Annotated in this window: 11 protein-coding genes; all 11 read right to left on the bottom strand. The window is 44.2% G+C overall.

Going from position 1 to position 13,863, the window contains the following annotated elements:
• Nucleotide 1 precedes the first annotated feature (1 nt).
• Nucleotides 2-985 (bottom strand): ribosome small subunit-dependent GTPase A, encoded by a 984-nt coding sequence (rsgA, locus tag BM294_RS10280; protein WP_091207822.1) that lies wholly within the window; start codon nucleotides 983-985, stop codon nucleotides 2-4.
• 121 nt (nucleotides 986-1,106) lie between these two features.
• Nucleotides 1,107-3,251, bottom strand: a complete 2,145-nt coding sequence (gene pknB / locus BM294_RS10275) for a Stk1 family PASTA domain-containing Ser/Thr kinase (RefSeq protein ID WP_091207819.1) — start codon at nucleotides 3,249-3,251, stop codon at nucleotides 1,107-1,109.
• Nucleotides 3,248-3,994: a Stp1/IreP family PP2C-type Ser/Thr phosphatase gene (locus BM294_RS10270; RefSeq protein ID WP_091207816.1), complete on the bottom strand. Its 747-nt coding sequence runs from the start codon at nucleotides 3,992-3,994 to the stop codon at nucleotides 3,248-3,250. The genes pknB and BM294_RS10270 overlap by 4 nt, the downstream gene beginning before the upstream one ends.
• 15 nt (nucleotides 3,995-4,009) lie before the next feature.
• Complete coding sequence (gene rlmN / locus BM294_RS10265) at nucleotides 4,010-5,062, bottom strand: dual-specificity RNA methyltransferase RlmN (protein WP_091207814.1); 1,053 nt, start codon at nucleotides 5,060-5,062, stop codon at nucleotides 4,010-4,012.
• A gap of 112 nt (nucleotides 5,063-5,174) precedes the next feature.
• A complete protein-coding gene (locus tag BM294_RS10260; protein ID WP_091207811.1) occupies nucleotides 5,175-6,539 on the bottom strand; it encodes a transcription antitermination factor NusB in 1,365 nt (454 codons plus the stop codon).
• A gap of 11 nt (nucleotides 6,540-6,550) precedes the next feature.
• Nucleotides 6,551-7,267, bottom strand: coding sequence for a zinc metallopeptidase (locus tag BM294_RS10255; protein WP_091207807.1), 717 nt, complete (start codon nucleotides 7,265-7,267; stop codon nucleotides 6,551-6,553).
• Nucleotides 7,268-7,340: 73 nt separating this feature from the next.
• Nucleotides 7,341-8,318 (bottom strand): methionyl-tRNA formyltransferase, encoded by a 978-nt coding sequence (fmt, locus tag BM294_RS10250; protein ID WP_091207805.1) that lies wholly within the window; start codon nucleotides 8,316-8,318, stop codon nucleotides 7,341-7,343.
• A gap of 82 nt (nucleotides 8,319-8,400) precedes the next feature.
• Nucleotides 8,401-8,904 (bottom strand): peptide deformylase, encoded by a 504-nt coding sequence (gene def, locus BM294_RS10245; protein ID WP_091207802.1) that lies wholly within the window; start codon nucleotides 8,902-8,904, stop codon nucleotides 8,401-8,403.
• A gap of 14 nt (nucleotides 8,905-8,918) precedes the next feature.
• A complete protein-coding gene (priA, locus tag BM294_RS10240; protein WP_091207799.1) occupies nucleotides 8,919-10,934 on the bottom strand; it encodes a replication restart helicase PriA in 2,016 nt (671 codons plus the stop codon).
• Nucleotides 10,934-12,274: a UDP-N-acetylmuramoyl-tripeptide--D-alanyl-D-alanine ligase gene (locus BM294_RS10235; protein WP_091207797.1), complete on the bottom strand. Its 1,341-nt coding sequence runs from the start codon at nucleotides 12,272-12,274 to the stop codon at nucleotides 10,934-10,936. The genes priA and BM294_RS10235 overlap by 1 nt, the downstream gene beginning before the upstream one ends.
• A gap of 50 nt (nucleotides 12,275-12,324) precedes the next feature.
• The gene (locus BM294_RS10230) at nucleotides 12,325-13,818 is read right to left on the bottom strand and encodes a UDP-N-acetylmuramoyl-L-alanyl-D-glutamate--2,6-diaminopimelate ligase (protein WP_091207794.1); all 1,494 of its coding nucleotides are present in this window, start codon (nucleotides 13,816-13,818) and stop codon (nucleotides 12,325-12,327) included.
• Nucleotides 13,819-13,863: the final 45 nt, after the last annotated feature.

The following is a 13,863-nucleotide window of genomic DNA, read 5'->3' as shown; positions in this document are numbered from 1 at the left end:
ATCAGTATCTCCTTTGTGATTTCAGTTCATTGTAAAGTAAAACGTAGCTTTCATAGCGCTCTTTTGAAATAAGCCCTTTTTCTACGGCATCCTTGACGGCGCAATCCTTTTCGCCTATATGAATGCATGTTTTGAAGCGACAGTCGTGTCTGTACTCTTCAAACTCCGGGAAATAGTACATGAGACGTTCGGGTTCTATATCGTTGATATAAAGAGAGGTAAATCCCGGAGTGTCAAGAACATAGGTGTCATCATCGATGTAGAAAAACTCCGAATGTCTGGTGGTGTTTTTTCCTCGCTCAATCTTTCTGCTGAGTTCTCCGGTTTCCATATTGGCTGCAGGATGAATGAGATTTGTGAGTGAGGATTTCCCTACGCCGCTCGGCCCGGAAAGAACGGTTGTCTTGCCGCGGAGAACTTCCATGACTTTTTCGTAGCAGTCTCCTGTTTTCACGCTGATCTCAAGCACCTTATATCCGGCTTTTCTGTAAACTCCCGGGATAAGTTCCGGATGATCGGAATGAATCTCCGGAACAAAGGCTGCTTTATCTCTTTTCCTCTTTTTGTACTCAGGTATCTCTTCATCCTCTGTATCGGCAGTATCATCATCGCCGGAGTCTACAAGATCGGCCTTATTAAAAATGATGACCACAGGAATGTCACGCTGTTCCATGTTTATCAGAAAGCGATCCAAAAGACTCAGATTAGGGTCAGGGTGTCTCAATGCAAACACCACAACTGCCTGATCAACATTGGCAACTTCAGGACGTATAAGCTGGTTCTTTCTCGGAAGAATCCTGATGACAGACCCCTCGCGTTCCTTCTCACTGTCCTGTACAGGCTCTATCTCTGCATCATCGCCCACAAGGGGTTTCTCATTTCTGTTTCTGAAGATACCCTTTGCGCGGCACTCATAGTCACCTTCCGGAGTATGAACATAGTAGAACCCGCCTATTCCTTTGTATATTTTTCCTTTTAACGGCATTTTTACCTCATAGATTAATCATAAATTATCAGCACATTACACTATGTAAGTGGCAATCACTACTCCTCAATACTGTGACACCAACGCTATAACAGGCATTGGGGCACTCCGGAATGTTTCATCATTTGTTCGGGGCAAATGCACATTCATAGGAGGCAATGACTGTATCAGTGCTTGCATCCACTACTTCAACCACACCGTAAGGTATTCCTGATTCTCCCTTGATATTCGGGAACAGTACCTGAAGCTCGGTTCCGACTGCGTAGGAACGTGCACTCTGAAGTGTCTTGTAATGCTCCTCACCATTGACATCCTGACGAAGTCTGATGGAAATCAGTATCGTACTGCTTGAACCCGGTTCAAGTGCTGTGCCGATAGGAACAACAGTGTTGATAGAACCATACCATGCAGAATCATCAGAAGATGAGCTGCGCGTAGAGCTTTCGCTTTCTGCAGACTTAACACTGACTTCTCCGTCAGGACCGGCTGAAACAGTAAGATTGACAGAGGTTCCCTTTGGAACGGATGAGCCTGCTGCCAGTGACTGCCCGATGACATTGCCTTTTTCTACAGCGTTGTCGGGAAGGTAGGTGATATCACCGGAAACAAGGTCGAGAAGAGATAATGCGGTTAAGGCATCACTCTCACTGTATCCCTTAAGATCCGGAACGGTAACAGCATTCTCATTGAGTCCCTTTGAAACTACGATTTCAAGAGTGTCGGTTCCTGATGAATCCGGTCTGCTGGTGCTGATGACATATCCGGCAGGGATGGTGTCGGAGAATGTCTCTGTAATCTTATACTTGACACCCCTGTCAGTCAGCTGATTTTCCAGATCCTGTATATTTATTGAGTGAAGTTCATCAAAACTTGCCGGATCGTTCTTGTCATAAAATACGATGGTTTCGGCTCCCTTTGAAACTGTTACTTCAATGGTATCTCCGGTTCTGTAGTTTTTGTCCGGATAACTTATGATGACACCCTCGTTATATCTGTCTGAGTACTCTTCTTTTACAGAAACAATGTGAACATTGTATTCATGCAATTCCTCTTCGGCCTCCTGAACAGTGAGACCGATGATGCCCTGCAGATGAGTCTCAAGTGCTGAAATGGTAATGCTCACTTCGCTGGTTTCTGTCTGCTCTGTTGCTGCTACAGTAGTTTCAAGTGTTGTATCACTGTGTCTGAAGAAACTGATGACACTCTTTCCTATGACCAATACAAGGATAAGTATTGCAATCACACAAACGATCGAGATGATACGGTAGATCAAAAGTGTGCGTTCATTGAGAAGTTTGTGTTCATCGATATCATCAGATGAAGATCCGTTATTTGCCGAATCTTTCTGCATTGCCTTGATGTCTTCAAGTTCAGAGGCTGACAATACCCTTGTTTCGTTGAGATCCTCTGGTATGTTTCCTTTAAAGAATGATCCCCTCGGATCCTTTACAGCCTTCTGAAGATCCTCTCTGAGTTCATCCACATGCTGATAACGTCTTTCGGGGCGCTTCTGCATGCACTTAAAGACGATGACGTCAAGTGCAGGGTAAACATCAGGTACAAGATCCTTTACTCTTGGGATAGAATTCTCAAGGTGGGCAAAAACCACAGCTACTGAAGTGCTGCCATCATAAGGAACCTTACCTGTGAGCATCTCATATAGTGTACATCCAAAGCTGTATATATCTGAGCGCTGATCTGACTTTCCTGAGCGGGCCTGTTCAGGTGATATGTAATGTACAGAACCCATGACTGTTGTGTTCACAGTCTGCTGTGTGGCTGCTCTTGCGATACCGAAATCAGCTACCTTAACAGTCCCGTCACCGGAAACTATCATGTTCTGCGGTTTGATATCACGATGGACAATGCCGTTTTTATGAGCCTGCTCGATACCTCCCACAACCTGCAGAGCGATGGCTATGGCTTCTTTTGAATCCATTCGGCCCTTGCGCTGTATATAGGTTTTCAGAGTGATACCTTCAACAAGCTCCATAACTATATAGTGAAGTTTGTCTTTATGATTATCAACAATATCGTAAACCGCAACGATGTTTGGATGATTGAGTTTTGCTGCCGCCTGTGCTTCATTCTGGAACTTGTGTATGAAGTCTTCATCCTCACAGTACTCTTCCTTCAGCACCTTGATGGCAACAGAACGGCCCATCTTCTTATCTGTGGCACGATATACGAAGCTCATGCCGCCCTGACCTATGAGAGAGTCGATTACATAACGTTCATCGAGAATATGTCCTTCCTGAACTATCATGATGCCACCTCCTCTCCAAAAGGATCTACAAGTACGATTCCAATGTTGTCCTTGCCGCCGTTTATGTTGGCGATATCAATAAGTGCCTGTACCTTATCCGATACAGAACTTCGTTCGCAAATGATATTCCGGATGGATTCATTATCGACCATGGTTGTGAGTCCGTCCGAACACATAAGGAGATAGTCCCCTTCAGTGATCTCGATCTCAAAGAAATCAGCAGTAACATGCGGTTCAATGCCTACAGCACGGGTGATAATATTCCGGGAATCAAGATATTCCTTTGAACCGCGGCGCATAAATCCGCGTCTTATCATCTCCTCAACGTAAGAATGATCCCTTGTGATCTGTTTGATTGTATTACCATGTATGAGATACGCCCTGGAATCTCCGATATTGGAGACAGTAAGATTGTTTCCGTCGATAAATGCGGTAACAAAGGTTGTTCCCATGCCACTGAGATTCTCATCTTCCTGAGACAGAATAAAGAGACGTTCATTTACAGATGAGATACCGTTCTGGATAAGCTGGATGGCCGGCGTCTCTGATGTATCTTCTGATATATATTTTTTAAACTCTTCTACAGCAAAACGTGAAGCGAAATCTCCGGCCTTATGTCCGCCCATGCCGTCGGCAAGAAGGAAAAGGTCGGGTAATGCTCCTATCTGTTGACCGGTCGCGAAGACGTAATCCTGATTAACACGTCTTTTGCGGCCCTTATCCGTTTTTGCAAAAAAGTCCATCATCTACTCCTTAAATCAAGCTTCATTTTCAAGATAGTCTCTGCGAAGCTGTCCGCAGGAACCGGAAATGTCTGAGCCCATCTCACGGCGAATGGTTGCTGCTATGCCGTTCCTCTCAAGAATGTGCTGGAACGCTTCGATCTTTGTACGATCGGGTCTCTTCCAGTCGCGTTCCTTAATAGGGTTTACAGGAATCAGATTAACATGGCACTGAAGTCTGCCATTGTCCTTCATACCTCGTATGAGACGTACAAGCTGCTGAGCCTCATCCCTATTGTCGTTGACACCTTCGACAACAGAATACTCGAAGGTTACGCGACGACCTGTCTTTTCAAAGTAATATTCTATTGCAGGCATGATCTCTGAAAGCGAGTATTTATTCGCAATAGGCATAAGTGTTTTTCTTGTTTCGTCATTTGGCGCATGAAGACTCAAAGCCAGAGTTATGCCATAGTTGGCATCTGCAAGTTCGCGAATCTTTGGTACAAGTCCGCAGGTGGAAACGGTAATGTTTCGTCTTGATATATTGAGGCCGTTTTCATCGGAAATCATACGGATAAAACGGGTGAACTCATCGTAATTGTCGAGAGGTTCACCTGAGCCCATGATGACGATATTGTCAACACGTTCGCCTGTGGTTCGCTGCATCTGATAGACCTGACCAAGCATCTCGCCGGAAGTGAGATTTCTTGCCAAACCGTCAAGTGTGGATGCACAGAATTTGCATCCCATTCGACAACCTACCTGGCTCGATATACACACTGAGTTACCATGCTGATACTTCATCCATACAGACTCTATGACATGTCCGTCCTTCATGCGATGTATGAACTTCTTAGTGCCGTCAATTTTGGATGTCAGTATCTCAACCACTTCCGGAAGGTCAGAGGTATAGTTCTCTGAAAGTTTATCCCTTAAGGATTTGGAGATATTGGTCATCTCATCATATCCTGATGCAAGCTTCACATGAAGCCATTGATATAGCTGCTTCGCACGGAATGGCTTTTCTCCCATATCCTGCAGAAGCTTTTCCAAATCTTTTAATTCAAGATCTCTAAGATTATTCATTCTGTTCCTTACTGAGTTTGTTTGATGCCCGCTTATAAATACCCGGGCCGTATATAAAGCCCATATCTCATAAAGGCATGGGATATGAACTTTATGACTATCTGTTATTTGATCATCGTTCTTTTTCAAATACGCAGAGATAAAATCCGTCGGAAGGTTCTCCCGGAAGGAATTTACGCTCTTTTACAAGTCTGAAACCTCCCAGTGATGTGATATAGTCTCTGTTATCTTCATTTTCTTCTTTACTGAGAGTACATGTCGAATAAATGAACTTTCCGCCTGGTTTAACATAGCGGTTTACAGTATCAAGGATCTCGCGCTGAAGTTTCTGAAGCTCTGTGATGCCCTGAAGAGAGGCACTGAAACGGATATCAGGTTTTTTGCCGATGATGCCGAGACCTGAACATGGAAGATCGGCCAGTACTATGTCAGCCTTTCCATTGCCGTTTTCGTCTATGAGTGAATCGTCCGTTACTCTGGCATCAAAAGCTCTGGCAGTAATATTGGTGAGCTTTAATCTGTCTATATTTTCCTGTATGAGCTTTACCTTATCTTCTGTAAGGTCTCTGGAATCCACATGTCCTGTTCCGTTAAGGAGGGATGCAATATGACAGCTTTTACCACCCGGAGCAGCGCATACATCAACGACATAGGAGTTTCTGTCAGGAGCAGCTTCTATACCGACCTGCTGGGATGCATAATCCTGAATGGTTATCTCTCCACTCTTAAAGAGTTTTGTTTTGGTGATATTACCATCCATAACCTCAGAATGACCGTCCTTGAATCGCACATAGTTTTCCTTTGATCCTTCAAGGAACCAGTTAAGCATTTTTTCAGCACTATCCTTTCCGTATAGCTTTCTCAGATAATCATAAAGCCAGAGCGGTGTACTCAAACGTATGTATGCAGGAGTTTTGCCTGTGTGGGCAAGGTCTGCAAATACAGTTTCCTTTTCTCTTGAAATAGAGCGTAAAACACCGTTCACATATCCGGAAAGATAAAACAGCTTGTCTTCGTTCTGTGCCTTGACGTAGGACACAGCTTCGTTGATGGCGGCACTGTCAGGAACCTTGTCCATGTACAGTATCTGATAAACTGCCATGCGAAGAATGGTTCTTATGACAGGATGCATATTCTTGGTATGAGTTTTGCTGTATTTATTGAGTATGAAATCCAACTGAATGGTGTACTCGATGGTACCTTCAACGAGACGGGTAATGAATGCTCTGTCACGCTCTGTCAGATTGGTATACTGATGAAGCTGTTCTCTCAATATGATGTGTGAGAACTGCTTTTCTTCAAGGATCTTTATAAGGCTGGAAATTGCAATAGACCGCGGTGTAACTGCGGTCTTTTGCTGAAGTGGATTTATCTTTTTATTTGTTCCCTGAGGATGTTTGGAAGAGGATCTTCTAACTGTGCCGGGACGACTGTTTTTTGTTTTTTTATAAGAATTGTTTGGTTTTTTATTATCCATATATGAAATGCTTATCTTCTTCTGTTTTCCCTTCCACGTACGATCATAAGTAAACGAAGGAGCTGTAAGATTGATGATGCAGCTGCAGCAACATAAGTAAGAGCTGCGGCTGAAAGTACCGACTTGATGCCCGAAAGCTCCTGGTCTGTGACCATGCCGTATTCCGCCAGAGTCTGAACTGCACGTTTTGAAGCATCAAACTCAACAGGCAGAGTCAGAAGCTGTACCGATATAGCGACGGCAAATGCTATGATACCGATCTTTATGAGAGGTGTCATACTGACGATAAGTCCGAAAAATATCAAAGGAATAGATATCTTGGAGGCAATGGCGCACATGGGCGAAATGGTTCTTGTCAGCACAAGCGGCTGATAGCCCTTTGCATCCTGAATGGCATGTCCGCATTCGTGGGCTGCAACACCTATGGCGGCTATGGAAGTACTGTTGATGGTTGACTGACTGAGATTAAGAATCTTTTTACTTGGAACATAGTTATCAGTCAGACTTCCGGCTATACCCTGAATTCTGACATTGTTGATTCCGTTTCTTTCAAGTATCATCTGTGCTGCCTGAGCACCGGTAAGACCTGAAAAGGACTGCACCTTTGCAAACTTTTCAAAGGTAGCTTTGACATTGTAACTTGCAAGCATACTTATAACTGCTCCGATAAGAACAAGTATATAAGTCCAATCATATCCGTACATTGGATATCCGTAATAACCGTACATAGACAAAACCTCCTAATCTGTCAACGACGTTTTAAGTCTTGATGATATCTAAAAAACATCGTTTGATACAGCATTAAACACTGAACCGGTAGCCTCTCAGAAAATCTTCTGCACTCATTCTCTTCTTTCCTTCAAGCTGAAGTTCGTTAATCCTGAGGAAATCTTCTCCGCAGGAAACTATAAGCCGCTTGTCCGAAACATAGAGACTTCCTGTTTCCGACGCATCTGAAGCTGAAGAGTTTCTGTCGTTATCAAGCACCGCCACAGGGGAATCAGTATCAGTGAAATCATCTTTTTTCAGTACATCAGCATCCCAAAGCTTTAACTGCTTGCCTGAAAGGAAGCTGTATGCTGAAGGCCATGGATTGAGGCCTCGTATCTGACGTTCGATTTCTGCTGCAGAACGTGTCCAGTCTATAAGGCCGGATGACTTGGTGAAAAGTCCAACCTTTGTCGCAAGCTCAGGATCCTGGGGCGTACGGGTAAGCTTATCTTCCTTTAATGCATCGAGAGTCTCAACTATGAGCTCTCCGCCAAGAACTGCAAGTTTGTCAAAAAGGCTTCCGCCGGTTTCTTTAGGATCAAGCTTAAGTTTCTTTGTCATAAGGATGTCGCCGGTATCAAGACCTGCATCCATGAGCATGGTAGAAACACCTGATTCCTCATCACCGTTAAGAACCGCCCACTGTATAGGTGCTGCGCCGCGGTACTTAGGAAGCAGAGAAGCATGAACATTGATGCATCCGTACTTTGGTATATCAAGAATATCCTGAGGAAGAATCTGTCCAAAAGCCGTTACGACAATAACATCAGGTGCAATGTCCTTTAATCTGGCCTTGGCCTCCTCGTCGGAACGGATCTTGAGCGGAGTGATCACAGGAATGCCCAGTTCCTCTGCGGCAATCCTTACATCACTTTTCTGTGCTTCGCCATGACGTCCCTTTGGACGATCGGGCTGTGTGACAACGAGAGCAACTTCGTGACCGGCCTTATAAAGTGCCTCTAATGTAGAAACTGCAAAATCGGGTGTCCCCATGAATATAACCTTCAAAAGCTCACCTCCGGGTAAATGTCTATGCCGGCAGTGCCGGCTCAAGTAATGCTATAGGTATAAACAAAAGACGGAATCAGAATTATTCTTCGTCCTCATAATCGTACTCTTCAAGATTCTCGTAGGTAACATCCTCAAGTTCGCCCTCAACCTTGGTAGTGTAGAGTACACCGTGTAAGTGATCATTTTCATGAGCCATGGCTCTCGCAAGAAGACCCTCTGCATCGAACTCATAAGGCTCCATATTGATATCGTATGCCTTTACATGTACTTTAAGAGGACGTGTTACAACACCCTCCTTGCCGGGAACGGAAAGACATCCTTCCTCACCTGTCTGCTCTTCATCACCGATGGCGGTAACTGTAGGATTGATGCAGACATAGCGCTTGCCATCTCCGATATCAACAACAAATATCTGACGAAGGATACCGATCTGAGGAGCGGCAAGTCCAACACCGTTGGCATCGTACATGGTCTCAAACATATCCATGATCATCTCTTTGGTTCTTTCGGAAACTTCCTTTAACGGTTTGCACTCCTTCTCAAGGATAGGATCTCCGATTACTCTGATTGTTCTTAAAGCCATATTTAAACTCCATTCTATTGTATGTCGTAATTAAGCATCACAAAGCCGCGTTTATCCACGCTTCTTACGTGTGCTGTGAACTTGTCTCTTAGCTGAATAATTATATCATGCTCAGGATGTTTAATATACACGATTTTTCTGTATATGTCATTCACCTTATAGACGCTTGCGTTAAGCGGACCTATGAATTCTGCATTTGCTTCAGTACAATCCGCCTTGAAGGGTTCGGATGCCGATTTACTTATCATGTCGAGCATATCTTCATCCTTTGATAATAGCTGTATGGTCATGAGATATTCTACGGGCGGATACCCCATAAGTTTGCGGAATGCTATCTCCTTTTCATAGAAAAGTTTATAGTTCTGTGCACTTGACAGAACGATGGCGTAGTGATCCGGCTGATAAGTCTGAATGATGACATTACCGGCTCCTTTGTCTCGTCCTGCTCTTCCTGCCGCCTGGGTTATGAGCTGAAAAGTTTTTTCCGATGCGTGAAAGTCAGGTGCAGACAGGCTGAGATCTGCGGCTATGAGTCCCACAAGTGTAACATCCGGGAAGTCGTGTCCCTTAACAATCATCTGTGTACCTATAAGTATGTCAGCATTATGATTCCTGAACTGTTCAAGTATCTTTTCATGTCCGCCCTTGTTCTTTGTTGTGTCGGCATCCATACGAAGTACAGAAGCATTGGGAAATGTCTTCTTTACGTGACTCTCCAGTTTTTCGGTTCCGAAACCGAAGGGGGCAAGATAAGGACTTCCACAGGTTGGACACTTCTTCATAACAGGAATTTCATAACCACAGTAGTGGCATCTCATAGTACCGTCTCTGTGCAGTGTCAGGGATACGTCACAATGGGGGCATCTGATTGCCTGACCGCAGCTTCTGCAGGATACAAAGCTGCTGTAGCCACGGCGATTCATGAATAGCATGATCTGCTCATGTTTGTTCAGTCTGTCTGTGATGAGTTCGTAAAGTCTGTCAGAAAATATACTTCTGTTTCCTTTTTCAAGTTCTGCCCTCAGATCTATGATCTCTGTTGCGGCCAGACTTGAACCTGATTTTGCACGACGGTGCAGTTCTAATAGAGATATCTCCCCCTGAAGAGCTTTAGTGTATATGTGAACTGAAGGTGTGGCTGAACCGTAAAGAACGGGACAATGACTTTGCTTTGCCCTGTGATAAGCTACATCCCTTGTTTCGTAGCGTGGAGCCGTTTCTGCTTTATAAGCACCCTCGTGTTCCTCGTCCATGATTATCATGCCGAGCTTCTCGAAAGGTGCAAATACTGCAGAACGCGGACCTATAAGTATGTCTACCTCTCCGCTTTCACACTTCATATACTGCTCATAACGTTCCCCTGTACTCATCCTGGAGTTAAGAATCGCAACTTTTCCCCGGAAACGGGTTGAGACTCTGATGACAGTCTGGTAGGTCAGAGATATTTCCGGAATAAGCATGATGACTTTGTATCCGGCTTTTATGACCTGTTCCATAACATGTAGATAAACCTCGGTCTTTCCGGAACCTGTTATTCCGTTAAGAAGGTAGCGTGGAGTTTCTCCGGCCGTGCCTGATATGCAGCGTCTGAAACCGGAAATGATGGTATCCGCGGCGGCCTGTTGTTCTTCGTTCAGCTCATGATATTCATCCTTTTCTGATGCATACCTAAGGAGCGGATCTATACGTCTTGAGTTTTTTCTGACCGCACGTTTTACGGGAAGTACTGTCTTAAGGCATTGATTTAATGTTGTTCCGTATTCTGAAGACATCCATGATGCCAGATGTATGAGCTGCTCTTTTACAGATATGGCATCGTGCATAACGCTATTAATTTCTTTTACTTTTGCCGGGTCATAGTCCACCTGATCAGTCAGTCCGATGACGTAACCGGTTTTTATGGCATTAGAAATACCAAAAGGGATAGAAACTCTATCCCCTGTGTGTACTTCCATTCCATCCGGAATGCGATATGTATATGCCTTGTCCAAAGCATCACTTGTTATATCAATAATTATCTGTGCGTACATTAAATCTTTTCCTGCTTAAAGGTATTAACGATTTCAGACAGCTTCATACTGTTAGAGCCCTTAAACAGAATAACATCGCCATCCTTTGCTACAGAACGGATTGTATTGTTAAGCTCAGTGAAATCATTAAAATACTCTATGGTCGGCTTTCGACTCTTTCCGGAGTCTTTGTCGGACATATCGAATGCGGCATTGATTCCGGCGCCGATGCTTGCGGCTTTTTCACCATAGAGGAATACAACATCTATAGGAAGTGTTGCAATGTATGTTCCAACTTCACGATGATAGTCGAGAGTTTTCTCGCCAAGTTCCAGCATATCAGCGAGAACTGCGATCTTTCTTGAACCCTCGAGCTGAGAAAGGGTATCAAGTCCTGCTTTCATAGAAACAGGTGAAGCATTGTATGCATCATCGATGATGAGCACGCCCTTTTCGGTACGGAAGGTTTCTCCGCGACCTGCTACGCCTGTAAATGACTCAAGCTTTGCTTTTGCGCCATCCAAATCAACATCATTATCTTCACAAATATGCATGGCGGCAGAAGCATTCTGAAGCATGTGGTCACCCTTTGTGATAAGTGTGAGGGCATAATCATCAGGTGAATAGCTCTTTATAACCAGTGAAGTATCTTCTGCAATACCGAATTCATGAATCTTTTCAATGCTCAGTTCTCTGAGGATGGCGTCCTTTGAGTTGATATAAAGAACTGCCTGACCGGAGGCTCCGTCAAGTATATGAAGCTTTTCACGAAGAATGTTCTCCTGAGTCTTAAGGTACTCTATATGAGCGATTCCGATATTGGTAATGACTGCGATATCCACACATGCGATCCGGGCAATCTTTGTCATCTCACCGGGCTCGGACATACCAAGCTCGATAACTGCAATATCAGCACAGGAACGTGCCATCTGAAACATGGTAATGGGAACGCCTACCTGTGAGTTGGCATTTCCGGCAGTCTGAAATACTTTCATCCCTGCACTGAGCGCTGTGGCGATCATATTTCTGGTGGTGGTTTTTCCGACAGAACCTGTCACACCCACTACTTTGCCGCTGAACTTGAGACGTTCCATGTAGCCGATCTCCTGGAGAGCGGCTTTAGTATCAGGAACCCTGTAAAACTTTACATTAGGATATTTTTCCTGCAGAGCCTCGGTATCTCTGGAACTTAAGACTGCAACAGCACCGTTAGCTATGGCCATATCTATATAATCGTGACCATCACTTCTCTCGCCTACGATAGGAACAAACAATGCATTGTGCATCTTTTTTCTGGAATCCAAAACTATCTCTTCGATTCCTTCATCTGTAAAACCAAAACTTTTATCTGCGGTATTCATATCCTTATGTCCTCTTGTACTTATTGATAAATTTGATGATCGGAAGGCGGTCAAAGATTGTACTTTTTTGCTGTCTCCTGAATTACTTCACTGTCAAGGAAGTGTGTGCGGACACCCTTAACCTCCTGATAATCCTCGTGACCCTTTCCGATAACAGCGATCATATCCCCTGCCTCAGCATGAGTCATAGCGAACTCTATGGCTTCACGACGATCAGGAATCTCTATGAACTTTCCTCCGGCAGGAACCAGGGTCGATTTGATGTCGTTTATGATATCTTCGGTCTCTTCGAAACGGGAATTGTCAGCGGTAAGGATACTAAGATCTGCAAACTCTGCAGCAGCTTTGCCCATACCGTATCTTCTGTCCTTTGCCCTGTTTCCTCCACAGCCGAATACGACAACGAGTCGCTTGGGCTGATACTCTCTCAATGTACTAAGGAGGTTTTCCATAGCCATTTCATTATGGGCATAGTCCACGAGAACAGACATGGTGTCATTTTTGAATACAACCTCAGTTCTTCCGTCAACATGAATCCTTCGAAGGGCATGAAGGATGGCTTCTGGCTTTATGCCTGCAAGTGTAAGGCAGGAAATGGCTGCCATGGCATTGTAGACATTGTACTTTCCTGGAAGATTGAGGAGTACGGAAAGCTCTGTATGGCCGATAACATTGAATTCTGTTCCCACAAAATCAGAATGTGTCACAGGTGCGATATGCTCTGCCATGAAATCTGCCGTCCTGTTTATAGCGAAACTGTACATTTTGCATGGCGCTTCAGATATAAGCTCGTCAGCATAGTCAGCGTCAAGATTGATGATACCGACCTTTGACTGTCTGAAGATGCAGCTCTTGAAGAACTTATACTCTTCGAAATCCTTGTGCTCATTCGGACCGATATGGTCAGGCTCGATATTGGTGAAAATACCGTAATCAAAGGTTATGGCATCTACTCTGTGGAGTTTGAATGCCTGTGAAGACGCTTCCATAACCACATATTCACATCCTGCATCAACCATATCGCGGAAATAATGCTGGAGATCATAGGACTCCGGAGTTGTATTCTTGGTTGGGATGTGATTGCCCAGGTATTCGACTCCGGTGGTTCCGATACATCCTGCTTTTTTGCCGGCAGATGTGAGAACCTGCTGGATCATGTGAGCGGTTGTGGTTTTTCCTTTTGTGCCGGTTATGGCAATGACACAAAGCTCCTTTGAAGGATAACCGAATCGTGCAGCGCTGATCTTAGCAAGGGCTTCTCGTGCATTTTCCACTTTAATGATAGTGATGTCATCATTGATTTCGGAAATATCTACAGGGAGAGAGGATGCTTCCTCTTCTACAACTATAGAAATGCAACCCTTTGAAATAACATCAGGAATGTATTGATGAGAATCAACATTGGAACCTTTCATGCACACAAATATTGTGTCACATGAAGCCTTACGTGAGTCAAAAACGACTTCGTTCACTTCACATGATGAAGGATCTCCGTGAACTGTTTCGTACTTAAGGTCTGTAAGCCACTCTGAAAATTTAGCCATGATAATAACGCTTTCTTTTTAATGAATAATATAGTGCACTGATTC

Origin of the sequence: Oribacterium sp. WCC10 (genome assembly GCF_900113415.1) — a bacterium.
Lineage (GTDB): Bacteria > Bacillota > Clostridia > Lachnospirales > Lachnospiraceae > Oribacterium.
The sequence above is the reverse complement of the archived record's forward strand: the minus strand, read 5'-3'. Positions and strand labels throughout refer to the sequence as shown.

Excerpts from the sequence above, each read along its gene's own strand:
- BM294_RS10235 (WP_091207797.1), bottom strand. The coding sequence starts at position 12,274 with ATGAATACCGCAGATAAAAGTTTTGGTTTTACAGATGAAGGAATCGAA.
- rlmN (WP_091207814.1), bottom strand. The coding sequence starts at position 5,062 with ATGAATAATCTTAGAGATCTTGAATTAAAAGATTTGGAAAAGCTTCTG.
- def (WP_091207802.1), bottom strand. The coding sequence starts at position 8,904 with ATGGCTTTAAGAACAATCAGAGTAATCGGAGATCCTATCCTTGAGAAG.
- BM294_RS10270 (WP_091207816.1), bottom strand. The coding sequence starts at position 3,994 with ATGGACTTTTTTGCAAAAACGGATAAGGGCCGCAAAAGACGTGTTAAT.
- priA (WP_091207799.1), bottom strand. The coding sequence starts at position 10,934 with ATGTACGCACAGATAATTATTGATATAACAAGTGATGCTTTGGACAAG.
- pknB (WP_091207819.1), bottom strand. The coding sequence starts at position 3,251 with ATGATAGTTCAGGAAGGACATATTCTCGATGAACGTTATGTAATCGAC.
- BM294_RS10255 (WP_091207807.1), bottom strand. The coding sequence starts at position 7,267 with ATGTACGGTTATTACGGATATCCAATGTACGGATATGATTGGACTTAT.
- rsgA (WP_091207822.1), bottom strand. The coding sequence starts at position 985 with ATGCCGTTAAAAGGAAAAATATACAAAGGAATAGGCGGGTTCTACTAT.
- BM294_RS10230 (WP_091207794.1), bottom strand. The coding sequence starts at position 13,818 with ATGGCTAAATTTTCAGAGTGGCTTACAGACCTTAAGTACGAAACAGTT.
- BM294_RS10260 (WP_091207811.1), bottom strand. The coding sequence starts at position 6,539 with ATGGATAATAAAAAACCAAACAATTCTTATAAAAAAACAAAAAACAGT.